Origin of the sequence: uncultured Acetobacteroides sp. (assembly GCF_963667355.2) — a bacterium.
Classification (GTDB): domain Bacteria; phylum Bacteroidota; class Bacteroidia; order Bacteroidales; family ZOR0009; genus Acetobacteroides.
Map to the genome: position 1 here is coordinate 1737732 of NZ_OY763328.2, position 26090 is coordinate 1763821.

The 26090-nt window shown below is 49.3% G+C and carries 24 protein-coding genes; 6 read left to right on the top strand and 18 right to left on the bottom strand.

The genetic code is table 11. The features are described from left to right. Positions 1-15 precede the first annotated feature (15 nt). Together ACHZA1_RS07185 and ACHZA1_RS07190 are read right to left on the bottom strand one after the other, a co-directional pair. Complete coding sequence (locus ACHZA1_RS07185; RefSeq protein WP_320054557.1) at positions 16-231, bottom strand: helix-turn-helix transcriptional regulator; 216 nt, start codon at positions 229-231, stop codon at positions 16-18. Then, positions 221-673, bottom strand: coding sequence for a hypothetical protein (locus ACHZA1_RS07190; RefSeq protein WP_320054559.1), 453 nt, complete (start codon positions 671-673; stop codon positions 221-223). Before ACHZA1_RS07190 ends, ACHZA1_RS07185 begins: the two co-directional genes overlap by 11 nt. Before the next feature lie 274 nt (positions 674-947). Here ACHZA1_RS07190 and ACHZA1_RS07195 point away from each other — a divergent pair, with 274 nt between their 5' ends. The 3 genes from ACHZA1_RS07195 to ACHZA1_RS07205 all read left to right on the top strand — a co-directional run bounded on the left by ACHZA1_RS07195 (position 948) and on the right by ACHZA1_RS07205 (position 4208). After that, complete coding sequence (locus ACHZA1_RS07195) at positions 948-2822, top strand: histidine kinase (RefSeq protein WP_320054560.1); 1875 nt, start codon at positions 948-950, stop codon at positions 2820-2822. Positions 2823-2828: 6 nt separating this feature from the next. Further along, entirely contained in the window at positions 2829-3587 is a 759-nt protein-coding gene (locus ACHZA1_RS07200) for a LytTR family DNA-binding domain-containing protein (protein ID WP_320054561.1), read from the top strand. Positions 3588-3746: 159 nt separating this feature from the next. Beyond that, complete coding sequence (locus tag ACHZA1_RS07205; RefSeq protein WP_320054562.1) at positions 3747-4208, top strand: GNAT family N-acetyltransferase; 462 nt, start codon at positions 3747-3749, stop codon at positions 4206-4208. A gap of 104 nt (positions 4209-4312) precedes the next feature. Here the strand turns inward: ACHZA1_RS07205 and ACHZA1_RS07210 are convergent, their stop codons facing one another. The 4 genes from ACHZA1_RS07210 to ACHZA1_RS07225 form a co-directional block, all read right to left on the bottom strand. Continuing rightward, complete coding sequence (locus ACHZA1_RS07210; protein WP_320054563.1) at positions 4313-6157, bottom strand: glycoside hydrolase family 13 protein; 1845 nt, start codon at positions 6155-6157, stop codon at positions 4313-4315. A gap of 166 nt (positions 6158-6323) precedes the next feature. Further along, positions 6324-7940 (bottom strand): S41 family peptidase, encoded by a 1617-nt coding sequence (locus tag ACHZA1_RS07215; RefSeq protein ID WP_320054564.1) that lies wholly within the window; start codon positions 7938-7940, stop codon positions 6324-6326. A gap of 12 nt (positions 7941-7952) precedes the next feature. Beyond that, entirely contained in the window at positions 7953-8399 is a 447-nt protein-coding gene (locus tag ACHZA1_RS07220) for a dCMP deaminase family protein (protein WP_320054565.1), read from the bottom strand. A 218-nt stretch (positions 8400-8617) separates the two neighbouring features. Then, the gene (locus ACHZA1_RS07225; protein ID WP_320054566.1) at positions 8618-10654 is read right to left on the bottom strand and encodes a M13 family metallopeptidase; all 2037 of its coding nucleotides are present in this window, start codon (positions 10652-10654) and stop codon (positions 8618-8620) included. Positions 10655-11009: 355 nt separating this feature from the next. Between ACHZA1_RS07225 and ACHZA1_RS07230 the strand changes: the two genes are divergently transcribed. Continuing rightward, complete coding sequence (locus tag ACHZA1_RS07230; RefSeq protein ID WP_320054567.1) at positions 11010-12620, top strand: fumarate hydratase; 1611 nt, start codon at positions 11010-11012, stop codon at positions 12618-12620. Positions 12621-12834: 214 nt separating this feature from the next. On the opposite strand, the gene ACHZA1_RS07235 is transcribed toward ACHZA1_RS07230, so the two are convergent. From ACHZA1_RS07235 to ACHZA1_RS07260, 6 genes are all read right to left on the bottom strand, one after another. Further along, the gene (locus ACHZA1_RS07235) at positions 12835-14121 is read right to left on the bottom strand and encodes a glycosyltransferase family 4 protein (protein WP_320054568.1); all 1287 of its coding nucleotides are present in this window, start codon (positions 14119-14121) and stop codon (positions 12835-12837) included. Positions 14122-14381: 260 nt separating this feature from the next. Next, positions 14382-15776, bottom strand: coding sequence for a M56 family metallopeptidase (locus ACHZA1_RS07240; protein ID WP_320054569.1), 1395 nt, complete (start codon positions 15774-15776; stop codon positions 14382-14384). Positions 15777-15797: 21 nt separating this feature from the next. Continuing rightward, on the bottom strand, positions 15798-17198 hold the full coding sequence (locus ACHZA1_RS07245) for a M56 family metallopeptidase (RefSeq protein WP_320054570.1): 1401 nt from the start codon (positions 17196-17198) through the stop codon (positions 15798-15800). Beyond that, the gene (locus ACHZA1_RS07250; protein ID WP_320054571.1) at positions 17198-17566 is read right to left on the bottom strand and encodes a BlaI/MecI/CopY family transcriptional regulator; all 369 of its coding nucleotides are present in this window, start codon (positions 17564-17566) and stop codon (positions 17198-17200) included. Before ACHZA1_RS07250 ends, ACHZA1_RS07245 begins: the two co-directional genes overlap by 1 nt. A 191-nt stretch (positions 17567-17757) precedes the next feature. Next, positions 17758-18036 carry a protease inhibitor I42 family protein gene (locus ACHZA1_RS07255; RefSeq protein WP_320054572.1) on the bottom strand — a complete coding sequence of 93 codons (279 nt, stop codon included), beginning with the start codon at positions 18034-18036 and terminating at the stop codon, positions 17758-17760. A 276-nt stretch (positions 18037-18312) separates the two neighbouring features. Beyond that, on the bottom strand, positions 18313-18939 hold the full coding sequence (locus ACHZA1_RS07260) for an NAD(P)-binding domain-containing protein (RefSeq protein ID WP_320054573.1): 627 nt from the start codon (positions 18937-18939) through the stop codon (positions 18313-18315). A gap of 167 nt (positions 18940-19106) precedes the next feature. On the opposite strand from ACHZA1_RS07260, the gene ispE reads away from it, so the two are divergent. Both ispE and ACHZA1_RS07270 read left to right on the top strand, forming a co-directional pair. Beyond that, positions 19107-19913: a 4-(cytidine 5'-diphospho)-2-C-methyl-D-erythritol kinase gene (gene ispE, locus ACHZA1_RS07265; RefSeq protein WP_320054574.1), complete on the top strand. Its 807-nt coding sequence runs from the start codon at positions 19107-19109 to the stop codon at positions 19911-19913. 153 nt (positions 19914-20066) lie between these two features. Next, positions 20067-20870: an ATP-binding protein gene (locus tag ACHZA1_RS07270; protein ID WP_320054575.1), complete on the top strand. Its 804-nt coding sequence runs from the start codon at positions 20067-20069 to the stop codon at positions 20868-20870. Between the two features lie 322 nt (positions 20871-21192). On the opposite strand, the gene ACHZA1_RS07275 is transcribed toward ACHZA1_RS07270, so the two are convergent. The 6 genes from ACHZA1_RS07275 to ACHZA1_RS07300 all read right to left on the bottom strand — a co-directional run bounded on the left by ACHZA1_RS07275 (position 21193) and on the right by ACHZA1_RS07300 (position 26042). Beyond that, the gene (locus tag ACHZA1_RS07275) at positions 21193-22521 is read right to left on the bottom strand and encodes a BamA/TamA family outer membrane protein (protein WP_320054576.1); all 1329 of its coding nucleotides are present in this window, start codon (positions 22519-22521) and stop codon (positions 21193-21195) included. Between the two features lie 158 nt (positions 22522-22679). Beyond that, a complete protein-coding gene (locus tag ACHZA1_RS07280; RefSeq protein ID WP_320054577.1) occupies positions 22680-23069 on the bottom strand; it encodes a hypothetical protein in 390 nt (129 codons plus the stop codon). 191 nt (positions 23070-23260) lie between these two features. After that, the gene (locus ACHZA1_RS07285; RefSeq protein ID WP_320054578.1) at positions 23261-23956 is read right to left on the bottom strand and encodes a response regulator transcription factor; all 696 of its coding nucleotides are present in this window, start codon (positions 23954-23956) and stop codon (positions 23261-23263) included. 1 nt (position 23957) lies between these two features. Beyond that, positions 23958-24695, bottom strand: coding sequence for an ATP-binding protein (locus tag ACHZA1_RS07290; protein ID WP_321426991.1), 738 nt, complete (start codon positions 24693-24695; stop codon positions 23958-23960). Continuing rightward, positions 24683-25351 (bottom strand): hypothetical protein, encoded by a 669-nt coding sequence (locus ACHZA1_RS07295; protein ID WP_320054580.1) that lies wholly within the window; start codon positions 25349-25351, stop codon positions 24683-24685. Before ACHZA1_RS07295 ends, ACHZA1_RS07290 begins: the two co-directional genes overlap by 13 nt. Positions 25352-25376: 25 nt before the next feature. Beyond that, positions 25377-26042, bottom strand: a complete 666-nt coding sequence (locus ACHZA1_RS07300) for a hypothetical protein (RefSeq protein WP_320054581.1) — start codon at positions 26040-26042, stop codon at positions 25377-25379. Positions 26043-26090 lie beyond the last annotated feature (48 nt).

The following is a 26090-nucleotide window of genomic DNA, read 5'->3' on the forward strand; positions in this document are numbered from 1 at the left end:
AGTGCTCCGCCTTTTTTACTTCTCCGCCTTCCAGTCGGTCTCCTCGAGCTGGAAGATCTCGTTTACCCCCTTGCCAAACACCTGCGACATCTTTAGCGCCAGCGTGGTGGAGGGGTTGTACTTCCCCAGCTCGATGGCGTTGATGGTCTGCCGGCTCACCTGAACCAGCTGCGCGAGCTGCTCCTGGGTGATGTTCTTGATGGCCCGTTCGACCTTAATGCTATTTTTCATCCCTGGCCAGCTTACGGGTTAGGTACAGCTTCCACTGCAGGCGGAAGACGAAAAAGAGGGGAAGCGTAAAAAGGCCCACCCAGGTTACCCCCAGAAACGACGTTCCGTAAACCAGCAGGAAAGCCAACGCCAGCAGGAAGTAGTTCACGTAGAGCGACCAAATCAGCGACTCCATCCTGATCCGGGCCACATACTCGTCCTCGTCCTCCTCCCTGGAGAAGCCAATGAAGAGCAGCGCCGCAATTAGCACTACCGGCAAAATGGTGGTCTGCAACGCAGTTGTAGACCCCGCAAAACCGTAGAAGCGGAAAACCTTTGGCAGCGGAAATTCAACATCCCCAACCACGCCGGTCAGCCAAAGGATAAAGAATACGGCGGTTGGTACAAACAGTATCCACCCAATACGCTTGTAGCTGTGGGGGAAAAGGTAGCTTGTCATCATAATCGTACGTGTTATTAGTTCCAGCAAATGTAAACATATTTTGATATATTGTCAGCTATTGATAACTATATGTAATGTTTACTATATATTTTTTCAGCAAGTAGACTTTACTAAATAGCCAACCGTTACTCTGCTTTTAATTTGATTTGTGATTAGCAGCACAACATCCTTGTGGTGCAGGTTATTCTTCTACTTTTGCAGGTTGTCGGAATTGTTTAGCGCAACGGCAGCAAAGGGTATTAATTAGCATACGAATAAATTAAAAACGAACGCCATGAAAAAAATTCTACTACCGTTTCTCGCCGTGCTAATGCTCTGCTCGTTTGCACGCTCTGCCAGCATTCCCGATTCGCTGGAGCGCAAGTACTGGATGAACCTGCTGCGTAACGTCAAGCTAACGCACGACCTGAAGCCCGTTAGGTACCAGAAGGACATCAAGATTGAGCTGCAGGGCGAGATTTCCAAGGAAGACCGAATGATTGTTGACTCAATAGTGCGGCAGCTTAAACCACTTATTCAAACGGTGTCGATTAGCAGGGTCGATACAGGAGGAAATCTCGTTATCATCCTTACCAGATACCACAGCTACACCTTCAGAACCCACATCGTTGGCGATGAAATAGGCTATAAGATAGAAGATCTCCAGCTTTTCTCCCCCCGCATGCAAGCGCATAGGTACGATGCATTCCTGAACAAAATCATAAAGATGATTCTCATCCATTCTCCAAAACAATTTCCGGGTACAGTAGATGTTTGTTTCACGAACTCCAATCTGAGTAGCAAAAATATCTACTACACATCAGAAGCCCAGTTATTAAATGATTTTCTAAAAGAGAACAACAATAAACAAATCGAATGGATATTAGACATGATACGAAAAGGTATTTGGAAGAAGGGGCAGCTTCTACGAACTACCTATATGCAGAGTAACTCAGGCCTTACGGCTCCCGACAAGTTTATCATCGAAACCATCTACGCCAAGGATGCCGATAGCCGAATAAAGAACGGGATCATAAAGTACACAGGAAGTCACAACTACTACAGCCTAAAGTACCACAAGGCGTTTCAGGCATTCAACAAAATATACCCGCTACTCCTAAAGCTGCTGCTGTCCATTATTTTTCTAGGAATTGTCTGCAAACGGAATCGCTACAGAGGCATGCTGTCGTACCTGCTTATAGGTTCTGCCCTATTCTTCCTCTACAGCATTTCTCAAGACCTTAATGGTTCGAGTGAACCTTTTATCCAAAATGCTTTCTCTGCATCCTTTATTATTATGTGGTTAATAGCATTGGCTCACATCGCTCTATTTTACTGTATCAACCGATTACTACGAAAAAGTCAAATAACGCAATGGTTAAAGGATAGTGTTTCGTCAGCCATAGTCTTCATTATGGTGATATCCTTTGCCTATTTCTCCTTCGATTTTCACATGTCGGAACCTAGAGTTGCATTCACGATACTTGCTTCAGCTATCTTTACCGTTGCCTACTACCTGCTAAGCCGGATGGTGTTTAAACAGCGCGAGGTAATCCGTCAAAAGGACGAGGAGTTGAGCCGGCTCCAGATGGTAAAGGCGCAAACCGAGCTGCAGGCTCTTCAGAGCAAACTTAACCCGCACTTCCTGTACAACTCGCTAAACTCGCTTTCGCACCTTGTACGGGTTGATGCCGATAGAGCCGAGAAGATGACGCTGCTGCTCTCCGACCTCTTCCGCTACACGCTGAGCCGCGACAGGCGCGACTTTGTGGAGCTGCACGAGGAACTGAACATGGTAGAGAAGTACCTCGAGGTGGAAAGGGTTCGCTTTGGCGATAGGCTCAGCAGCACCATCGAGATGGATGAACAGGCAAGCACCTGCTCTATTCCCCGCCTTATCGTTCAGCCACTGGTAGAGAACGCCATTAAGCATGGCATATCGAAGATATCAGGCGAAGGTTTCATCCACATCGTTGCTAAGGTAGACGAAGGTAGGCTTACCATCACCGTAGAGGATAACGGCCCAGTCTTCCCCGATGCACCAATAGCAGGTTTCGGCTTACAGAACATCATCGAGCGGCTGCAGCTGCTCTACGATAGCGATGCCGAGCTATCGTGGACCAACCTGCCAACCAAAAAAGTAACCATAACCATTCCAACGGAAAAATAAACGCCAATGCCACTACAAACACTCCTTATCGACGACGAGCCACTCGCTCGCGAAAGGCTAAGGCTGCTTCTGAGCCCCTACCACAACCATATTAGCATCGTTGGCGAAGCCGCCGACGGTGCTACTGCCGTAGACCTAATCGAGCGCGAGCGCCCCGACCTCATCTTTCTCGATATCCAGATGCCTCTCCTCAACGGATTGGAAGTTATGCAGCAGGTAAAGCATCTGCCTATGGTAGTATTCTGCACTGCCTACGACAGGTATGCGCTGGAAGCCTTCAACACGCTGAGCATCGACTACCTGCTTAAGCCAGTCAGCCCCGAGCGCATTGCCCTCACGGTCCAGAAACTCGAGAGGATGGAGCAAAAGGTTACCCTTACCGACATATCGGCCTTAATTAGGCAGATGCAGCCACAACAGGAACGTCGACGAATTGCCACCATTCCCGTAAGGCACGGCGAGCGCATCACGCTGGTATCGGTAAACGAGGTCTCCTACTTCATGTCGGGTGATAAGTACGTCTCCATCTTCACCCGCGATGGTAGGGAGCACGTAATCGACCAATCGCTAAAGGAGCTAGAGGAGTCTCTTCCCGAGCATTTCCTAAGGATTCACAAGTCGACCATCATCAACACCCAGATGGTACACGAGCTGCAGCGCTACCTCGGTGCCCGATTCGTCTTCATCCTAAACGACACCAAACACTCCCGCATAGTGTCGGGCCGAAACTACGGAGAGGCCATTAAGGATTGTTTTAGAATATAAGTTGAAGTCCTGAGTAAAAATAACCATATCGGAATCTGCATAAAAGCAGGTCTTCGAAAACAAGAAAAAGAGGAGGGGAATCCCCTCCTCTTTTATTTTCACATAACACCACACGATATCATTTTTACGTATATTACGCTTGAAAAACAACTTCAGCACATGAACCTAAGAAACACTAGAACCAACAGCAACGACCCCACCTTTCGGATGCTCGAAGCCGAACTCGAAGCCGAGCTTAGCCAACGCGACGATAGCATCCAGCAACGCTGCGACCGCTACGACACTCCGCAAAGCTACATCGACACGGTAATCGTTGCCTACGATGGCGATACGCCCGTCGGCTTTGGCTGCTTTAAGCCCTTCGACGATAGCACTGCCGAAATAAAACGAATGTACGTCCGCAAGGACTACCGCCGTAAAGGGGTTGCATCGATAATCCTTATGGAGCTTGAACTATGGGCGGGGCAGCACGACTTTATCAAGCTGATACTCCAAACCAGCACCAAGCAACCCGAAGCCATGCAACTCTACGCCAAGTTCGGGTACAAGCAAATTGCCAGCTACGGCATGTACGCCAACATCGCCAGCAGCGTTGGCATGCAAAAGCTGATACTAGAGTAAAAGCCCATCCAATAGGGCACCAACAACAATGCTTAAACAAAGAGGGAGCATCCGCTTAGGAATGCCCCCTCTACATATAATATAAGAATAGCAGCTTGTTTTGCCTATTTCAGATCGAGGATAAGCGCGTTATGCCCCTTCAGATCGATAGCTCCACCTTCAAACGAGTAGGCATCTCCAGTGGCAACATCCCTACCTCCCTTGAAGTCCTTAAGGATTTCGTTGAAGCGCTTCAGCTCCAGCTTACGGGCATCGCCGTTGTTAAGGACAACCATCACCGCCTTACCGTTGTAGGTTTTAAAGTAGGTGTAGGTATCGCCATCGGGGATAAACTGGGTTAGCTTCCCCTTCCCTACAGCCTCGCTGGTTTTGCGCCAGTTTAGCAGGGTGGTCATGTACTTCATCGCCTCGGCTTGCTTAGCGCTAAGCCCCTTTCCCGTGGCTACGTTAACGGTATCGCCAGCCCAACCTCCAGGAAAATCCTTGCGAATATAGCCGTGCTCGCCACCCTCGTTGTTATGGTCGAGATACTCGGTGCCGTAGTAGATTTGAGGTATTCCACGAGTGGTAAGAACAAAGGCTATGGCCTGCTTCCACCAATCAAGGTTACCGCCAAGGCTGGTGTATAGGCGGGTTAAGTCGTGGTTATCGGGGAATACGAGTAGATCGTTCGGATTGGCGTACATGTTATCCTGCGTAAGAACGGTGTAAAGGCGGGCAAGCCCTTCGCCCCAGCCAGTCTTCTCCCTAAATGCAGCTGCAAGGTTGTTGTAAAGAGGGAAATCGGTAATTGAGCGCAAGGTAGACTGGTAGCCATCCCTATTGAAGCCTCCGTTCTGCCAGTAGGCAGTAGCAGGTACGGTTTGCAGCCAGCATTCGCCCACGATATTAATGTTGGGATACTCGCTCATCACCTCAGGAATCCAGCTAGCCATGGCATTCTTATCAGGATAGGGGTAGGTGTCCATGCGGATACCATCCAATCCAGCAGCCTCAATCCACCAAATGGAGCTTTGAACAAGGTAGCGGTAAACAAAAGGGTTGCACTGGTTAAGGTCGGCCATGCTGCCATCAAACCAGCCGTTGCACATCTTCTCGCGGTCGGCTACAGATGCATGAGGATCGCTAATTACCTCACCACGAAAGTTGGAGCGCTCCTTGGTATCGGGGTAGTTGAGCCAGTCCTTAGAAGGGAGATCCTTCACAAAGTAGGTGTTAGTGCCAATATGATTGAACACCATATCCATGATAACCTTAAGCCCCTTGTCGTGAGATTTCCTTACAAAATCGAAGTAGAGATCATTGCTACCAAAGCGACGATCAATACGGTAAAGGTCGGTGATGGCATAGCCGTGATACGACTGCACTGGCTGGTCGTTCTCCTGAACAGGATTTAGCCAAACAGATGTTACCCCCAAGTTCTTGAAGTAGTCGATATGGTTAATCAGCCCCTGAATGTCGCCACCATGGCGTCCAAAAAGCGCCTTACGATCCAGCTGCTCCATTCCTTTAATGTTGTCGTTGGATGGATCGCCATTCGAGAAGCGGTCGGGCATAATCAGATAAACAACATCCTGCGAGTTAAATCCCTGATGGGTTTTAGTATCGTTAGCCCGCGCCTTAAGCGTGTAAGGCTTAACAAAAGTTTTCTTCCCATTCTTTAGAAATTCGATGTTGAAGGTAGTTGCCTTCATATCGGGCGCAATGGCAATATCGAGAGCTAGGTAGTTGGCATTCTCGAATCGGCTTACCTTTTCGAGGGTAATGCCTGCCTGATTAATCCGTGGTTCAAGGCTTGCAAGCGATTTACCGCTAACCAGCAGCTGCAGGTTGCCGTTCTTCATCCCCACCCACCAGTAAGGAGGATCGATGCGCTCTACCTGTGCCGAAACGCCTAGGAACATTAGCGCAAGTATTGTAGTCAGTACAATCGCTTTTATATGTCTCATGAATCAAATTTTTGCGCCAAAGTATGGCATTGCTACCCCTTTTTCAAGCAGCCTATTTACACAACCATCCATAAACGCCCGAAATATCCTTTACCGATACAAACGGCAAATAAAAAGGGAGATTCGAACCCGAATCTCCCTTTTCTATTCTTTTATGTTGGATTGACTATCTCCTTCTTTTATGGAATTCATTAACGGCGCGATTCAACACGTTGTCAATTGATTCAATAAATGGATAGAAGCCCTCATCGTTTAGAGGAGTATTTCTTCCAACAAAGGCCTTCAGCTGCGCATCAATAAGCTTATACGAATGCTTAAGATCTCGACCTTCGGGATAAACCCCAGACTTTGCACAGTAGGCGATAAACTGCCCCATCAGGTTTTGTCCGGTAAGGTACTGCTTAAGTTGCCCGATCTTAGTAATCTTATTGAGTTCTTGCCTATGAATATCGGAGAAGGCAGCAGTAAACTTAAAGATCAAGCTCTGCTCGTAAACTTTCTTATAGAACTTTCCAAGCCCAACGGTATCTAATGGAACAAAGATGTCGGGCATAATACCGCCGCCACCATACACAATCTTACCCTTAGGCGTTTTATAGCGAAGCTTTGTATTTAACTTAATGCTATCGGAGTTTGCCATCTCTCCATGAATATATCGGTTGCTGAGATCCATGTAGTAGTCGGCTCCATCGCCTAGTTTGTAGGGTTTTTGAATGGAACGACCTGTTGGCGTATAGTAGCGGGCAACGGTAAGACGGATAGCCGAACCATCGGTTAAGCTAGCCTGCTCCTGCACCAATCCCTTACCAAACGAGCGTCGTCCGACAATGGTTCCTCGGTCGTTATCCTGAATGGCACCAGCCATAATTTCGCTAGCAGATGCGCTCTCCTCATCGATAAGAATAACAAGTTCATCGCTTTTGGCACCTCCGCGTGCGTCGGAGTAAAGATTCTGACGTGGGCGAGCCTTTCCTTGGGTATATACGATAAGCTTATTTTCGGGAAGAAACTCGTTAACGATTTCAACTGCCTGGTCGAGGTATCCTCCAGTATTTCCACGAAGGTCAACAATAACCTTCTTCATTCCCTGGTTGTGGAGCTTATTGATGGCCTCATCAAACTCCTTATAGGTATCGCGGGCAAACTTCGACACCTTGATGTAGCCAACCTTAGGTTCAATCATGTAGGCAACATCAACACTCTTTACCGGAATAACATCTCGAACAATGGTAAACTTGATGAGCTGAGCGACACCACGACGCTTAACGCTTACATTCACCTTGGTTCCGGTTTTGCCGCGAAGGCGCTTCATAATTTTTCCCTGCGGAAACTTAACTCCTGCAATGGTGGTATCGTTTATCCTCACAATTCTATCGCCAGACTTAATTCCCACCTTTTCGGATGGGCCACCTGGCACCGTATTAAGAACGACAACCGTATCGCTGGGCATGTTAAACTCAACCCCAATACCGCTAAACTCGCCATCAAGCGATTCGTTCACCGCCTCAATTTCCTTTGCAGGGATGTAAACCGAGTGGGGATCGAGGTTAGCCATCATAAGCGGAATAGTCTTCTCCACCAGCGAATCCCTCGATATGGTATCGACATACTCCTCCTCAATGTAGTTCATTATGGCATTGAGTTTATCCGATTTTGAGCTGAAAAGGCGGCTGCGTTTGATATCGTTTTCGCGAAGCTGAAGGCCAATTAGGACGCCTACTATCAAAGCTGAAGCAATTAAGATGGGCAGCAGGATGTCGCGCTTCTTGTTGTCGTATGACATTTCAATAAAAAATTAAATAGCGATCTGTTCTACCTTTATCCCGGCACGTTTTAGGAGGTCGATGCCGTCGGTATTGTGGTATAAATCTATGTAAACTACTCGAACAATTCCAGCTTGGATGATGAGCTTTGAGCACTCCACGCAAGGCGAAGCGGTAATGTAAAGAGTGGCTCCATCGCTGGAGTTATTGCTCTTGGCAACTTTCGAGATAGCGTTGGCCTCAGCATGAAGCACATACGGCAGCGTTTTTCCTTCAATATCCTCACATACATTATCGAATCCTACCGGAGTACCGTTATATCCATCCGATATAATCATCCTATTCTTAACCAGAAGAGCACCAACCTTACGGCGTACGCAGTAGGAATTATTTGCCCATATTCTGGCCATTTCAAGGTAACTCCGGTCGAACTGAAGCTGTTTTTCGGCACTAACAGCTATCTCTTGGCAGGTATCCATACCAATTTTTTAGTTATCTGAAATAAAAGTCACTAAATACTCGTCGTTTAGGCTTCAACGAATCTAAATTTAGATTAATGAGCAAAGATATAACTTTTCGAGCACCATCCCTCAAAAGGCTAATGCTTAACAATTTTTAATTGCGCTCTGCTGGTGAGCAACAAAAAACCTGTCTACAGAGGTCTGCAGGCAGGTTTTTGTAAAAAGTATAGCAGCTGCTACCAAATCTTAATTCTATCCTTTGCGGGAACATACATCTTATTACCAGGCTTCACGTTGAATGCATCGTAAAATGCATCGACATTGGAGAATGGTCCGTTTACACGGAGGTTGGCAGGCGCATGAACGTCAGTCATAATCTGGTTGGCCAACGCTTCGTCGCGCTGATGACCAAGCCATCCTAAGGCATAGCCAAGAAAGTAGCGTTGAGCAGGAGTAAGGCCATTGATCTTCTTACCCTCCTTGTACTGCTTGGTTTTGGTAAATGCATCCCAAGCGATAACGATTCCACCTAGGTCGGCAATGTTTTCACCCTGCGAAGCTTCGCCGTTTACGTGAACGCTATCGAGCACAACAAAGTTGTTGAACTGAGTCACGATCTTCTTGGTACGATCGGCAAAGTTCTTCTCATCAACGGGAGTCCACCACTTTACAAGGTTACCCTTTTCGTTGTACTGGCAGCCTTGATCGTCGAAGCCGTGGGTCATCTCGTGACCAATGGTAGATGCGGCAGCGTAGCCGTACACAATGGCATCGTCGATATCGTCATCGTTCCAGCCGGGGATGGAGAAAATGGCGGCAGGAAGCACAATTTCGTTGTTCGATGGGTTGTAGTAGGCGTTGTAGGTTTGTGGGGTCATATCCCATTCGGTACGATCGACAGGCTTGCCCAGTTTGTTGATGTTGTAGGCATACCAGAATTCGCCAGCACGCTTCATGTTCAGCACAAATGGGCCACGATCAACCCTTAGGCTCGAAAAATCTTTCCACTTATCGGGGTAGCCAACCTTTTTGGAAACCTTGGCAAGCTTAGCAAGCGCCTTCTCCTTGGTGGACTGGCTCATCCAGTCGAGTTTTTTGATACGCTCGCCAAAGGCGGTCTTCACGTTCTCCACCATATCCTCGTAGCGTTTCTTAGTACGTGCAGGGAAGTACTCCTTAACGAATAGTTGGCCAAGGATCTCGCCCATTGCCCCCTCTTCGGCGCTAAGTACGCGCTTCCAACGTGGGCGCTGCTCCTTTGCTCCCGAAAGTACGGTGCCGTAGAACCTAAAGTTCTCCTTGTTGATATCCTTATGCATGTATGCAGCATATTCGTTGAGCAGGTTAAGCGTCAGGTATGCCTTCCAAGTATCGATTGAAGCTGACTTGAGGTTTGCAGCAACCTGCTTTAGGAATTCTGGCTGACCTACAATCACCGAATCAACCTTCTTCACCTTCATTGCTGGAAGCATCTTAGCCCAATCGACACCTGGTGTTAGCTTATTCAGTTGAGCAATCGACATCTTGTTGTAGTTCTTGTAAGGATCGCGAAGCGCCTCGAGCTTGCGCGATGCCTTAGCCAAACCTTCTTCGAGTTTGTATACCCCTGTTGCTTGCTGTGGGTTAATGCCCGAAAGTTTGCACATGTTTACTAAGTAGGCGTTCTGGTAATCCTTACGAACATCGGCAGTATGCTTGTCGGTATTGAAGAAGTAGTCGCGATCGGGAAGACCGATACCACCTTGTTCTAGGTAAAGGGCAATAACATCCGAGTTCTTTTGGTCCTGACCGGCATACATGGCAAACAGCGGCTGCATGCCCAGCGTATGCAGGTAGGCCACCTCAGCAAGAACATCAGCAGTGCTCTTCATACGTGCGATTCGGTTCAAATCGGCCTTAAGCGGATTTAGCTTCTCCTTTTCGATGGAAACGGTATCCATACCGCTGTACCAGAAGTCGCCGATCTTTTGGGTGTTGCTGCCCTTTGTTCCACCCTCCTTCAGAGAACTCTCGTTGATGGTGCGAAGGCGATCGTAGATCTCATCGTTGATGACGTTGCCAATACCCCAGCGGCTGTAGGCTGCAGGTATGGGGTTGTTCTTAATCCAAAGTCCATTGGCGTACTTAAAGAAGTCGTCGCCAGGATTAACGGTGGTGTCCATCGTCGAAAGCAGCAGGTCTTTCGACTCCCCCTTCTTCTTGGAGCACGATACGGCAATCAGGCCTATCGCGGCAAGAATGATTAGCGGTTTTGTGAATGATTTGATTTGCATTGTAGCGTACAGTTTTTTGTTTTGTGATGTTAAAGATATGCATCTTAGACGTACATCCTCTCGCGAACTTGCGGGAAATGGGCGCAAAGCATCATGATATCAGACGCTGGATTTTGCGGAATGTTACAACGGGACAGCTGATGTGCCAGATCTCCATGCTATCCCAATTCGTTGGGATAAATCCTGAGGGCACTTCTGGAGCCGCACGGCCGTGCGGCTCTAGCGCTTGCTTCCCTATAAAATGTTATAAGGCACATTTTACAGCGGCACATCTTATCCTTTTCCCACTATCTTTGTGATTCGACAAACATTAAAAACCTACGCCCCCTACTCGGGACGTGTAAATGAGGAAGCAATGGCAGAATTTATCTATCAGAAACCTTTTCCAATAAAGGAAGATACCACTGAGTACCGCTTACTTACCAAGGATTACGTTTCGACCATCGAGGTAGATGGCCGTAAGATTCTTAAGGTTGCCCCCGAAGGGCTTCAGCTGCTTGCCCGCGAGGCGATGGCCAACGTATCGTTCTACCTTCGCGCATCGCACTTGGCTAGCCTTCGCGCTATTCTTGATGATCCAGAAGCGACCGACAACGACCGCTTTGTGGCCTACACCATGCTGCTAAACCAGGTGGTTGCTGCCGAGGGTGAGCTGCCAACCTGCCAGGACACCGGTACCGCCATCGTTATCGGTAAGAAGGGCGAGGGTGTTTGGACTAACGCCGAGGATGCCGAGTACCTATCGAAGGGTATCTTCGAAACCTACCGCGACCGCAACCTCCGCTACTCGCAGGTGGTTCCATTCACCATGACCGAGGAGAAGAATACAGGAACCAACCTTCCTGCTCAAATAGACCTATACGCCGAAAAGGGCAACAAGTACGAGTTCCTGTTCATCACCAAGGGCGGTGGATCGGGTAACAAGACCTTCCTTTACCAGCAAACCAAGGCGCTGCTCAACGAGGCATCGCTAACCAAGTTTATCAAGGAGAAGATTTTTGACCTAGGCACATCGGCCTGCCCACCATACCACCTTGCCATCGTTATTGGCGGTACATCGGCAGAGATGAACCTTGCCACCGTTAAGAAGGCTTCGGCTGGTTACTTGGATCATCTTCCAACATCGGGCAACGAGGGCGGACAAGCCTTCCGCGACCTAGAGTGGGAAGCTAAGGTGAAGAAGATTTGCCAGGATTCCGAAATCGGTGCCCAGTTCGGCGGAAAGTACTTCGTACACGACGTTCGCGTTATCCGTCTTCCACGCCACGCCGCATCGTGCCCAGTGGGCATGGGGGTTAGCTGCAGCGCCGACCGTAACGTTAAGGGTAAGATTACCGAGGATGGCATCTTCCTAGAGCAGCTCGAAACCAACCCAAGCCGCTTCCTACCAACCGAGGCTCCATACCTTGCCCCAGCGGTAGAAATCGACCTAGATAGGCCAATGAACGAGGTGCTTGCCGAACTATCGAAGTACCCCATCAAGACCCGCCTCAACCTTAAGGGAACCCTTATCGTTGCGCGCGATATTGCCCACGCCCAAATTAAGGCGATGGTTGATGCCGGAAAGCCAATGCCAGAGTACTTCAAGAATCACCCTGTGTACTACGCTGGTCCTGCTAAGACTCCTGCCGGAATGGCTTCGGGTAGCTTTGGTCCAACCACTGCCGGACGTATGGACAGCTACGTTGACCTATTCCAAAGCCTTGGTGGATCGATGATCATGGTGGCTAAGGGTAACCGCTCGAAGGAGGTTACCGATGCCTGCCAAAAGCACGGCGGATTCTACCTTGGCTCGATTGGCGGTCCTGCTGCCATCCTTGCCAAGAACAGCATCAAGAGCGTAGAGGTGGTAGATTTCCCAGAGCTGGGCATGGAGGCCGTTCGTAAGATTCGCGTGGAGAACTTCCCTGCCTTCATCATTGTAGATGACAAGGGCAACGACTTCTTCGAGCATATGAGACACTAGTCGATAGACGTTAGATATTGAAAAGGCGGGGCTTACGGGCTCCGCCTTTTTTGGTTGATAGTCCTATCCAAATATTGCAGCAACAATAGCAGAATCTCTTTAGTGTTTCTACAACATTGCAAGTACCGCAAACGAAATCATCCGGATAATAAAAGAAAGGCCTAACAGATCTCAAAAAGTTGCTAGGCCTAGTTCTTTGATATAACAATATCTTCTACGCCACCTCCCCCACCACCTTCTGGTAGCAGCGCTCAATCTTCTTGGCGGCATCGGCCCAGCTCAGGCTCATCGACTCGGCATGGCCGTTGGCGCTCAGGAACGAATGCAGGGCCGGGTAGGTTACCAGCCCGTAGATGGCATCGGCAAGGGAGTCGGTATCCCAGTAGTCGGCCTTAAGGGCGTAGCGGAGCACCTCCGACACGCCCGACTGCCGCGATATGAGCACCGGCACCTGCTGCTGCATGGCCTCCAGCGGCACAATGCCAAAGGGCTCGGAGACCGAGGGCATCACAAAAACGTCGGTTTGGGCAAAGAGCTTGGTCACCTCCTTCCCCCTTAGGAATCCGGTGAAGTGAAACCGATCGCCCATGCGAAGCTTGGCCACCCGATCGACCATGGCGGGAAGCAGGTCGCCATCGCCAGCCATTACAAACCGGACGTTGGGAAGGTAATCGAGCACCTTCTTGGCGGCCTCCACAAAGAAGGCGGGCCCCTTCTGGTAGGTGATGCGCCCCAGGAAGGATACCACCTTTTCGGAGGTGCTCCGGGCCTTCGCCTCCCCGCTCAGGGCATTCTCGAAGTGCTCCACCCCGTTATGCACCACCTCAATCTTGCGCTCGTCGGCCTGGTAGCGGCGGATAAGCGTTTGCTTGGTGAGGTTGCTCACGCAGATCACCCGATCGGCCTCGTCGACGCCCATCTTCTCGATATCGTACACCTGCCGGTTGATGTTGAAGCCGCTACGGTCGTACTCGGTGGCATGGAAGTGCACCACCAGCGGCTTGCCCGTTGCCTTTTTGGCCACGATGCCGGCAGGAATGGTGGGCCAGTCGTGCGCGTGGATCACATCGAAATCGTGCTTACGGGCAATGCGCCCGCCAATGCTGGCGTAGTGGGCCACCTCGGCCATAAGGTTGGGCCCATACCCGCCCGAGAAGCGAAAGCCCCCACCCGAAGCTCTCGCCACGGAAACCTCCTGAACGCTTTGCATGCGCTTATCTAGCCCCTGGTAGGTTGATTGTGGATAGGCATGGATGGAAGATGGGATACGGATGTTGAGCAGGCGCTCTAGCGTAGCGGGCACCTGCTGCAGCCTGTGGGGAGTACCCTCTGCCCCAACGAGCATTCCCCGCGACAACGGCTCGTCGCCGTAGGCCTTGGGCACTACAAAGATGATATCGACATTCCGCTCTGCCAGCCCCTGGGTAATTCCGAGACAGGCAGTACCCAAACCTCCAGAAATATGGGGTGGGTACTCCCAACCAAACATTAGTACGCGCATGCTGTTGAACCTTTCTATGATTAGTAATTAGTATCAAATACCTTCCCGCTCATACGCCAACAGCACCCTACTATCAGACAAACGACTCCCCCACAGTCTGGCAAGAGTCGTATAGGCATGAAAAGATAGCATCCATCTTTTCACCTACCAATACTACGAAAGAGATACCGAAATGGCTGTTATAGCAACCTAAAGAATCCTAGCTAAGGTTACCTGATGAAAAAGGCGCATCGAATGATGCGCCTGGAATTGTTACTAGCTTACTTTAGGAGTTCTTTTAGGTTATGCTCCTTCTCTCTACAGTCTTTTTCGTAGAAGGCATTGGTCATCAGATGTACCTCGAACTGCTTGTACCTATACTTCCCAATATCGGCGTTACGATAATAGCACATCTTCCACTCAATGCAGAAGTCAGAGGGCTTATACCTCTTCAGGATACTGTTTTCGGCTTGCTGCTTCCCATCTATCCACAGATTGTACTTTGCAGTGTTGCACCACCTGGTAAGTTGGGTCGCGGTTGGCACGACCTTTTTCATAGGCGTTAACAGTTTCCTAAACCCCTGCTGAGATGATGGAGGTAAATCTTTGTATACAAGAATGTGTTCTTTACCATCCAATTCATTAACTGCGATAATTCGCCCATTTTTGTACCTCAGATCACTCACTTTTAACCTCATCGCTGAACCATCCTTTTGGTTCGCATGAGTAGCATCCTTAGGCAAGTTAACCTCCGTTACCTTTTTATTCTGAGCCAATACAGGTTCGGAGTTGCGAACACAGAATACAAATACTGCCAATGCCACCAGGGGCACAACTGCCAGCTTAAGCGCTAGCAGCTTCCTTTTTGATGTTTTCTTAGTCATCATAATAAGTCGTTTTTTTGTAAGTGAAAAACCAATGTTACTTACCAAGCTTGGGGTATTCTTCCGGAATATCGTGTCCAGCAGCAAGTGCTGGTAGTGTTTTACATTTTGATGATGTTCGATTACGTGCTCGTCGGCTAGAAACTCGTGGTTGGTTCGGATAGCCCGCTTGTAGAGGTACACCAGCGGGTTAAACCATAGCACCACCTGCAGCAGCTCCACCAGCAGCACATCAAGCGTGTGGCGCTGCCTAACGTGGGTTAGCTCGTGCGTGAGCAGCTCGGGACCAATGGCTCCCTGCTGGTAGTCCTTTGCGGATACGAAGATGTAGCGCAGAAAGCTAAAGGGAGAGCTAGGCTCATCCATCAGCACCAGCGTTGCCTCGGCAAAAGGCTTCCGATCGCCCACCCTTGCCCTACGAATAATGCTGGTAAGATTCAGCACAAAGCGAACAAGGAATACTGCCGATACGGTAAGATAAGCCCCCCAAAGCAGCATCTGCCAGTCTAAACCAGTGGGCTGGTCGACCACCACAGGCACCGTAGCAGGTACATTAAGCGCAGGATCAACCGTTGCCTCCACCACCCGATCGACAGCGATTGTAGGTAGCATTGGAATTACCGTCTGCTCCGTTTCGAAGGTGATAAAGGGAGCCACCAGCGAGAATAGCAGCGCTGCCAAAAGGTAGTAGCGGCTGAAGCGGTGCATCTTTTCGCGCCCTAAGAAAAGCAGGTACACGCCCAGCAGCAGTACCATCAGCAAGGTCGATTTTAGGAGAAAAGGGATCATCATTTCTTGTTTATAGAAAGTTGACTAGTTTCTTTTTTGTGCTCTAACTTGCTGCAGCAACTCCTGAAACTTTTGCTCCTTTTGGCGGCAATCCTTTTCGTAGCCCGCATTCGTAGTTAAACCGAGCTGAAACTGCTTGCCTTTATTAAGTCCATGTTGCGCATTCTTGCATAGGCTAGATACCCAGTAATGGCTAAAGTCAGCTGGTTTATACTTTTTCAGAATGCTATTATCCTTTTGGTGCTTTCCATCTATCCAAAGTCCAAATTTGGAGGTATTACTCCACTCGGCCAGTTGAGCTCCAGTTGGAGCGTTCACCTTCAAGGTTGTTAAACCAACAAGGCACATCCTCTTCTGAAAATCGGGTAATTCCTCATATGCGGGCTTATGCCACTCTCCACCTTTAACTCGGAACTTGACATTGCTACGCTCATATACCAATCGCTTTATCATCTCCAGCGTATCACTAGAAATTTCTACAGTCTTCTTACCGACTATAATCTTCTCCATTTTTACACTCTTATTCTGCATCTGAGCCCTTACCGGTTCGGCATAGCGAACGCAGAAAGCAAAGACGGCCAATGCTACAATAGGTAGGACAGTCAGCTTAACTGCCAAAATCTTTCCTTTAGATGTTCTTTTAGTCATCATAATCAATCGTTTTTTAGTAAGTGAAAAGCCAATATTGCTTACCAAGTTTGGGGTATTGTTCCGGAATATCGTGTCCAGCAACAGGTGCTGGTAGTGTTTTACATTTTGATGATGCTCTACTACGTGCTCATCGGCTAGATACTCGTGGTTGGTTCGGATAGCATGCTTGTAGAGGTACACCAGCGGATTAAACCAAAGCACCACCTGCAGCAGCTCCATCAGCAGTACATCCAGCGTGTGGCGCTGCCTAACGTGGGTAAGTTCGTGCGTGAGCAGCTCCGGACCAATGGCACCCTGCTGGTAGTCCTTTATAGATACGAAGATGAAGCGCAGAAAGCTAAAGGGTGAGCTAGGCTCATCCATCAGCACCAGCGTTGCCTCGGCAAGCGGCTTCCGATCGCCCACCCTTACCCGACGAATAATGCTGGTAAGATTCAGCACAAAGCGAACAAGGAATACTGCCGATACGGTAAGGTAAGCCCCCCAAAGCAGCATCTGCCAGTTCAGACCGTTAGGCTGTTCGACTACCACAGGTACAGTAGGCGCAGCATCTGCCGTTGCCTCCACCACCCGATCGACAGCGATTGTAGGTAGCGTTGGAATCACCATATGCTCCGTTTCAAAGGTGATAAAGGGAGCTACCAGCGAGAATAGCAGCGCTGCCAAAAGGTAGTAGCGGCTGAAGCGGTGCATTTTTTCGCGCCCTAAGAAAAGCTGGTACACGACCAGCAGCAGCACCATCAGCAAGGTCGATTTTAGGAGGAATGGTATCATTACTTCTTATCCTTTAGCTGTTCGTCTACAATTCTCTTTAGATCCTCGAGCTCGTCCTTGCTAAGGTTCGCTTCGGCGGTAAAGAAGGAGGCAAACTGCGAAGCCGAGTTATTAAAGTAGCTTTTGATAAGTCCTTTTATGTGCTTCGAGAAGTAATCCGATTTCTTAACCAGCGGGTAGTACTCGCGCGAATTGCCGTAGGTATTAAAACCGACAAAACCTTTATCGACCATTCGCTTTAGCAGCGTAGCAACTGTTGTTGCAGCAGGTTTAGGTTCTGGAGCAGCCTCTAGAATATCCTTCATAAATGCAGTCTCCTTCTCCCAGATAATGTTCATCAGCTGTTCTTCGCTTTTAGTTAACTTCATGATTCTATCTTTGTAGTTTTTATTCTACAATTGTAGAAGCTTTGAATTATAAAAGCAAACTTTCGAGCAACTTTTTTTTATTGCAATAAAAAAACAGATAAAAGCACTTCAATCTGAGCATCGGCACAAACAACAAAGGGTATCCAATACAATTGGACACCCTTTCTTCGTAGGAGCTATAGCATTAAATACTATTCAACTTCTACAACAATCTCCTTTACCTGTGCAGGATTTTCGCTCTCCCAAGGACGCGCGTAGTATAGAATTACTTTGGCAGTACCCTTTGTGTGGGTCTTAAACTCGTACACCTCGCGACCTCCAGACGAAGGTATGCCAACAAAGTCGTCCTTGTAGCTATGCCCAATGGAATCGACATCGCACGTTCCTTCTTTTTTGGCAATACGCCAAGCATACCCAGTTGATGAATTGGCAACGAGCTCCACCTTGAAGCTCTCACCTGCTTTTACCACATAGGATGGAGGGGAATTTTTTTGTACATCGGGGCCCAGTAGCATTGCACACAATGCTGCTAAGCCAACAAAATTGATCATAACAAATTTGGCTGTTAGGTTTGCATATACGGACAATACAAAGACACGCTTTACGTAAGGGAATGAATGTAATTCGTGCACCTGCAAATATATAAACCTTCACCACAAAACAGCTACGTAAGGCTACAAAGCACTGCAATTGAGAGCAGTTTTAACAAAAAAGACGTCACCCCGTTCAATCAAATTGGGCCTCGGCTAGTAGGGCTCTCGCTTCAATATCTTAAAGGCAATATTCCGGCCGTGCCCCTGAAACAACGCCAGGTTTACCCATATCCTTGCTAGCTCCTCGAGCAGGTGAACCGTGTTGGCACCACCAAAGTCGTAGCATTCGGCAAACCCTAGGTCGGTAGCCATCCGATGCACTAGGTGCTTGGCATGGATATCATCTCCCGCCATAAAGGTGTCGATGGCCATGCTGCCAAAGCTTGGGTGGAGGATATTCTCGTACCCCGTGGTGTTGAAGGCCTTTACCACGCTGCATTGAGGGTAGAAGGCGGACAGCGCTTCGAAGGTATCGCTATACCCCTCGGGATGCGAGTGGAGGCAGTTCATCGTGTCTACTATAAGCTTATCCTCAAGATTACCGACTCTCCTACAAACTTCGGAAATGGCTGGCGGAACGACGCAGAAGAAGATAGTGCTGGCCATAGCCCCCACCTCCTCCATCTGGTGTATCGAAACGTTCTTATGGTAATTTTCCATTGCAGCCCGATCGGCCTCCTTCTCATCCCTAACGCCTGCATAAACCTTGTAGCCAACTCGGGCAAAGGCGCGTGCTAGTGCCCCTCCTACATTTCCTAATCCTACAATTGCGATCTCCATAGCGGTGATGTTTACGAATTAACCTACGACCTACTTTGTATAACACGAAATGCTCCCCAACTTCAATCTCCAGTCCATTCTTTTTGCGTCAACCACCATAAACGCCACCCATACATGCTATCTTTGCGAAACGAACAGGAAGAGGTTTCACCTGCAATTCTAGAACAATGGTTGTATTCCCCAATGCCAAGATCAACCTTGGCCTTTACGTAGTAGAGAAGCGCACCGATGGCTTTCACAATCTCGAGACCATCTTTTATCCGGTTCCCTGGAGGGATGCCCTCGAGGCCGTTCCTGCCACGGGCAGCGAAACCACGCTCACTACAACCGGACTAGCCGTTGATGCTCCCTCCGAGAAGAATCTGGTGATGCGCGCCTACCGCCTGCTGGCCGAGGAATACCACCTTCCGAAGCTGAATATCTACCTGCACAAGGCTATTCCGTTCGGTGCAGGACTCGGCGGAGGCTCTGCCGATGCCGCCTTTATGCTGACGATGCTCAACCAGCTCTTCGGCCTTGGCATACCAGAGGGTAAGCTGGCCGAGTACGCCGCTACGCTGGGCAGCGACTGCGCCTTTTTCGTATACAACCGCCCGATGATGGCCAGCGGCCGCGGCGAGGTGCTCTCGCCCATCGAGGTAGATTTATCAGGATATACCATCGTGCTGGTAAAGCCGCCGTTTGGCATCAGCACCCCCGAGGCATTCTCGGGCATCACCCCCAAGCAGCCCCAGATTGCGCTAAGCGAGGCCATCAAGCAACCTGTAGAGCGCTGGAAGGATGTCCTTTTTAACGACTTTGAGCCGCACCTGTTCTGTAACCATCCGCAGCTGGCAGCCATCAAGCAGCAACTCTATGACAACGGTGCCACCTATGCTGCCATGTCTGGCAGCGGGTCTACCATATTCGGCATCTTTAAAGACAACGTGGAGGTAGTGGTGAAGAATTGCACCGTGTTTACGGCGATGCTATAATTTAGACGCAAGTATCAAGACACAAGTATCAAGACTAAGTTGTGCGGAATTATCTTGCGTCTATAAGTCTTGTGTCTCCCCATTAGCTCATTATAAAGATTCCCTTCCTGTTTTTCTTTTGGGATGATGCTCGTGCATCTATCTTTGCGCCCCATGAAAGCAGCGGAGCAGCGCCTTACGGAGAAGGCGCTTAAGAAGGTGAGCGCAAAGGTTATCCAGTACATCTACCAGACGGAACTGCTGGCCGATGGCGACCACATCCTGGTGGGCCTCTCGGGCGGCAAGGACTCGTACCTGCTGCTGGAGCTCATGGCCGAGTGCGTCCGCCGCCTACCCTTCTCCATCAAGGTAAGCGCAGCCCACGTGGCGCTCGATAACGTGGGCTACCGCATAGACACCGGCTACATGGCCGAGCTCTGCGCCAGACTCAGCATCCCCTTTTATCTTTTAAAGGATGAAGTCGATCTGGATAACGAGAAGAAGAAGGGCATGTGCTTCGTGTGCGCCTGGACGCGCCGCAAGCTGATCTTCAACCTCACCCGCGAGATTGCCGCCAACAAGCTGGCCTTTGGGCACCACATGGACGACGCCGTACAAACCCTGCTGATGAATCAGATCTGGCACGGCACCATCAGCGCCATGCCCTGCTCGCTGGCGATGCTCGACGAGCGCATCCGCCTCATTCGCCCCATGCTCTGCCTGGTCGAGGAGGACGTAACGGCCTACACCGCGCTGCGCGACTACCCCGCGTCGCTGGCCACCTGCCCGCACGACAGCAACACCAAGCGCCAGGAAATCCGCAACGTGCTCTCCCAGATCAAGTCGATGAACCGGGCGGCCATCAGGAACCTCTTCCGCTCCATGGAGAACATCTTCCCCGAGTACCTGCCCCAGTCGGGCAAGCCGCTCAAGAAAAGGAATAGCGAAAATTTGATGGAAAGGCAAGGGAAAGAGTAGCATTTCCGCGAAGGTTCATCTACCCAGTAGGCAGCCCCAATCATTTCTGTGGAAGCCTATTTACTCAGTAGGCAGCCTTAAACATTTTTGCGCAAGCCTATCGGCGCAGCCGGTAGCCCTAAACATTTTTGCGCAAGCCTATCGGCGCAGCCGGCAGCCTTAAACATTTTTGCGGAAGCCTATCGGCGCAGCCGGCAACCCTAAACATTTTTGCGGAAGCCTATCGGTTCAGCCGGTAGCTTTAAACATTTTTGCGCAGGCCTATCTGCTCAGTAGGCAGCATTTACCCGATTTCTTGCGCCTTGCGTCTTGTGTCTTGAATCTAAAACAAAAAATTCACCCCGATGTACATGCCCCACGAGCCATCGTCGCTGCTGGCGGCCTTGCCCAGGTCGCCCGAGATGACGAAGTTCTGGTTCATCACCAGCTTGCCGCCCATCCCGAAGGTGAAGTGCGGGCGCTGCGCGGTGCTGCGGAAGTAGCTGTCGTACTCCGACTGGGGTACGCCCGAGAGGTCGAGCGAAGTCTTCTGGGTAACCATCCCCGCATCGGTAAAGGCGGTGATGGCCCAGTAGAGGTTCTGGCGGAGCAAGTGCATCCGCCAAAACTTGTAGCGCAGCTCGGCGTTGGCCAGCGCAAAGCCATCGGCCATGATACGGTTTCGGAGGATTCCCCTCAACGAGTAGGCCCCCCCCAGCCCCTCGAACGCCGAGCGGCGGGGCGATACCGTCACAATCTGCGGCAGCAGGTAGAAGGGGCATCGGCCGGCCACCACGTTCTGGGTCATCGCCCTAAAGGCAAACGAGAGGTCGTTGGGGATAAGCGTAACGTACTTGCGCAGGGTGAGCGCCAGCTTGGCGTGGCCGCTGGTGCCTCCCGCTAGGCTGGGCGACACGTAGTAGACGAGCGCATCGGCCCAGATACCGCGCATGGGGTTGGGCTCGTTGTCGCGCGTGTCGTAAATTAGGGCGCCCTTAAGGGTGAGGTGGTCGCCCCCCCGGCTCTCGCCCTCGCTGATGACGCCCCAGCGCACCATCCTATCGTAAAGCACATCCCACTCGCCGTAGGTGCTGGGCTCGGCGCTCAGCTTGCTGCTCCGGAGCGGCCCCACCGCGTAGCGCTGGTACGAGGTGCCCAGCAACCATCCCAGCTTCGGGCTGCCGAAGCGCCCCTGCAGGTCGACGCCTGCCCGCAGCACGTCCTTGTTCATCTTGTAGAAGAGCTCCGAGCGGTAGTCCCTGCTATCGGGATCGGTCCACGACTTATGGTAGCGGCTCTCGGCGCCGTTAAAGCCGTAGAACTCGGCCGCCAGCGTGGGCAGGTACTGCAGGTCGGCCATCAGCCGAATACCTGGCAGCACGTACTTGCTGTCGTAGATGATGCGGTACTGCCCCGACCCCTTGGTGTAACGCGAAGCCTCGGTGTAGATCGAGTGGCGGTAGTCGGGGTAGCTGCTGCCGTCGCCAAAGTTGAAGAAGTTGAGCACCGCGCCGTACTCGAACCCCAGGTCGGAGTCGAAGGCGATAACGGGGATAGGGCCAAGGTTCCAGCCCTTCTTCACGATCTCGGCCTTGCGGGTGAGCGTGGTGTCAAGTTCAGCAAAACCACAGATCGGCAAAACAAGCATAAGGGCAGATAGCAGCTTCTTCATATCGGCAACAATTTGGCATAAAAGTAGCACAATGGGAGATATTCTTGGGCATGGGCCACAAAAAAGGGAATGTCCGAAGACACCCCCTCTCTATAAACACTGCCCTAATTATATATATTTTTCGATACTATTCGTTATAAAGATATTCTCGATCCTGACTAATCTCTATTTACCAAAAGGAACGGATCAAAGGTCATCCGAATCCCATCAAAAACAAGCTCCACCGTATACTGGTACCTTCCCTTTGAGGATGAACTCACCTGCCCCTCCCAAATTCCCGAGAGAGCATTCTTCTGGATAGGCCTACAAGCACCCTGCACCATCTGCCCCTTGAACTCTAAGATCTCGACAGCGCTCTCCGGCGATTTAGGTACTGCCTTCCACTTAATCGTCTGCCCAGCCTTGCAGCAGGTTATCAGATCGCAGCAGCGCCTATTCCACGAGGCTGTCCCCTCTGCTGTTTCAACCAGCGAAACATTATCCTTAAGATTTCCACTAGAGGCTGCACCATCAGTGTCAATCACGATTAAAACATCAACTGCACTCATATTGGTCTACTTCTAATAACAATCTCCTTTACCGTTGAAGCGCTATTGGCGGTAGAACTTCGATGCAAATATGATCAGAATAGGGATTAAATCTACTGTAGGAAATACTAGTTTTGACAAAACTGGTACAAATACGGGGTAGGATAAAAACGAAGGATGCTTCGATGAAGAGAATACAGGTACAGAGGATGCTATTCCGTAAGCGTAAAGAAGCAATCGTCGATATCTATAAGCCTTTTCTGAATGGCATAGATAACCAACCCTGCAATATTCTTTGACGAGGTTTTTTCCAGTAGGTTCGTTTTATGAAAATCTACGGTTCGCTTGGCAATGAAGAGTTTTTCGGCTATCTGTGGGGCGGTATACTGCATGCAGAGGAGCCTTAGTACCTCCACCTCCCTCTCCGAAAGTTCCTCCTCGGTTTTGAGGGCTGGAGCAGGAACGTTAGCAGCTATTTGATTCCTCATTACCTCGATCTGCTCGCCCATAAAGTAGAAGCCCTTGGCGTGCACCTCCTCTATTGCTTCGGCAAGCAGCAGTGGCGCTATGCCTTTAGGAAGGAAAGCGTTTACCCCAAGCTTAAGCATGTAGCCCATAAACGACTTCTTGTAGTGCGAAGAGACAACGATAATTTTTAAATCGGGATAGCTCTGCTTAAGAACGGTTGCTGTATCAATTCCGTTCATCTCGCCCATCTGGAGATCTAGCAGCAGTATCTCGGGGATGCTTTGGGCAGCCCCAAACGCATCAATGATTTGCTGCCCACCTGTAGCGGTTACCTCTACGGAAATTCGCTCATGCTTCGCGAAGAAGTCGGACAAAAGCATAACAATTAATGCTTCGTCGTCAACTATTCCAATTCTTATTGATGAATCCTGTTCTTCCATTCTACCAAACTCTATTGTTCAAAAGCAGCTGAAAAGTAGTACCATTGTTAGGCTCCGACTTAAAGCGGCTTCGCGCATTTAGCAGCTGCGCGCGAAACTCGATGTTCTTTAGCCCAAGTCCCTTTGCCTTTTCCGCAACGTCGAAACCGACGCCATTATCGCGAATAACAAGAGCAACAAACGTATTTGTCACCCTCAAGAAAATGTCTATTTGAGAGGCATGAGCGTGCTTCAGTATGTTGTTAACCACTTCCTGAATAACACGGAAAAGCTGCAACTTGACATCCGTTTTAAGTGCCTGATGCTGTTGATGGCTAAAAAAACAGTTGATGGCATAGGCATTCTTCAAAGGGAGGATAAAATCTTCCACAAGTTCCTCCATCGTGGTTTCTTCGAGCATAGGTGGACGAAGGTCGTGCGTAATTCTTCGAGCGATTTTAATGGAATCGCCCAGCAGCTCTACGGGCTTAACCTTCTCGTTGTTGGTTTGCAGGGCGTAGGTTAATACGGTTAGTTTCGAGATCAGCTCGTCGTGAAGATCGGATGCAATACGGTCGCGCTCCTTTTCCTGAACCAATACGCTATTCCAGAGCAACGATTTCTGGTGTTCCAGCTTTGCTTGTGTAAACTTATCCTGCTCATGAATAATTCGCTTAATGTACTTTCTGGTAAGCAAAACCATGCTGGTGATTAAAACAGCAACAAAAAGTAACACAACAAAAAGTCCTACAGCAAACATTCGCGGGTCTTGCCATTCCGCCATATCAAGTAGATTAAAACAAGGTAAAAGAGAATTACAGACACCAAATTTAACACCCAAAACAGAAAAACAATGCTTATAGACGCATTAACTAGGAAATTTATGGGAAGAAATAGAATTAGGTTTATAGAAAAGTAGATAAGTACAGCAACATTTAAGTAGCGATGCTCCGTTACGATTGGAATACTGCCATTGAATAGTTTCCAGTAGTACAAGAGGCAGTAGAAAACAATAGCGGCATCGCCAATAACCTTACCGTACGACTGAAAAGACTTTTGGTGTAGCAGCCTATTAACAAATAGCAACTCTATAAATATGCAAAGAAGAGCTGCTGCAACAAATAAAATAAAGGTGTTACTCCTACTTTTAAGTATATGCTTGTAGTATAACCCAGAGAATATAGCAAACTCAAAAAAGGCAAAGATGGGTATAATAAACAGGTTGTACTTGAGGTGGGAGTAATACCCAAAATATCGGTAAAGCAAATCGACAGCAAGACACAGCACCAAGTAGAAGAACAAAAACCGAATACTCACATCCAAACGCTTGAAATTATAGAAGCCCACTATTATTCCGAACACAAGGGTTATAGGTGCAAGCAACGATATAAGTGTCAAAAACTGATTCTGATCCATGCTGTTTTACTTTATGGTTATGTCATTACAAAAGGCCTAGACCGCTGTTATGAAACGGAGGGCAAGGCGTCGATAAATCCTCGACAGGATAGCCAACATCGCCATCGTCAATGGCAGATGCCATTGCCCGTACCCCGCTACCGCCAGCATTGGAGGGCATTCCCCAAAGCATTAGGTCGGCATTTTTGCCATTTAGGCCAAATACCACAAGGGTTTCGTGGCTGCCAGCGGCCTCGAATTGCGAAGATAGGTCGCTAAACGGAATAACGAAAGCCTGAAAGACACCAGCATCTGACTTAACGCAATCCTTAACCCACGACTCCATAAACATGGTCCACTTCATCACCCGCTTTAGCGCATCTACCACCTTTATACTACCATCGGTTGCATGGTCGATAAGGCCAGCATCCTGCACGTTTAGGCCTGGGTAATAATCTTGCACCACAATAGAGCCGATGTTGACCGCTGGATCTTTATCCGATTCGCTGTCGATAAGAACAAACTGCAACTGACCGTTAAAAACACCGAGGTAGACATGCAGCTCTTTTGGAGACTTCGTCTTCCAAAGATTGTAGTTCGACTTCTCGATCTTAAAACAGGTTCCCTGCTTTAGGTAGGTTAAAACATCATCTGACGATGTTCTGGCTTTGGACCATTCCCCAATAGCCTTTCTAATTTCTCCAATTTCCATTTCAAGTTAGATTTAATCTGTTTGTAATAAGTAAAAAAGGCGAGGAAA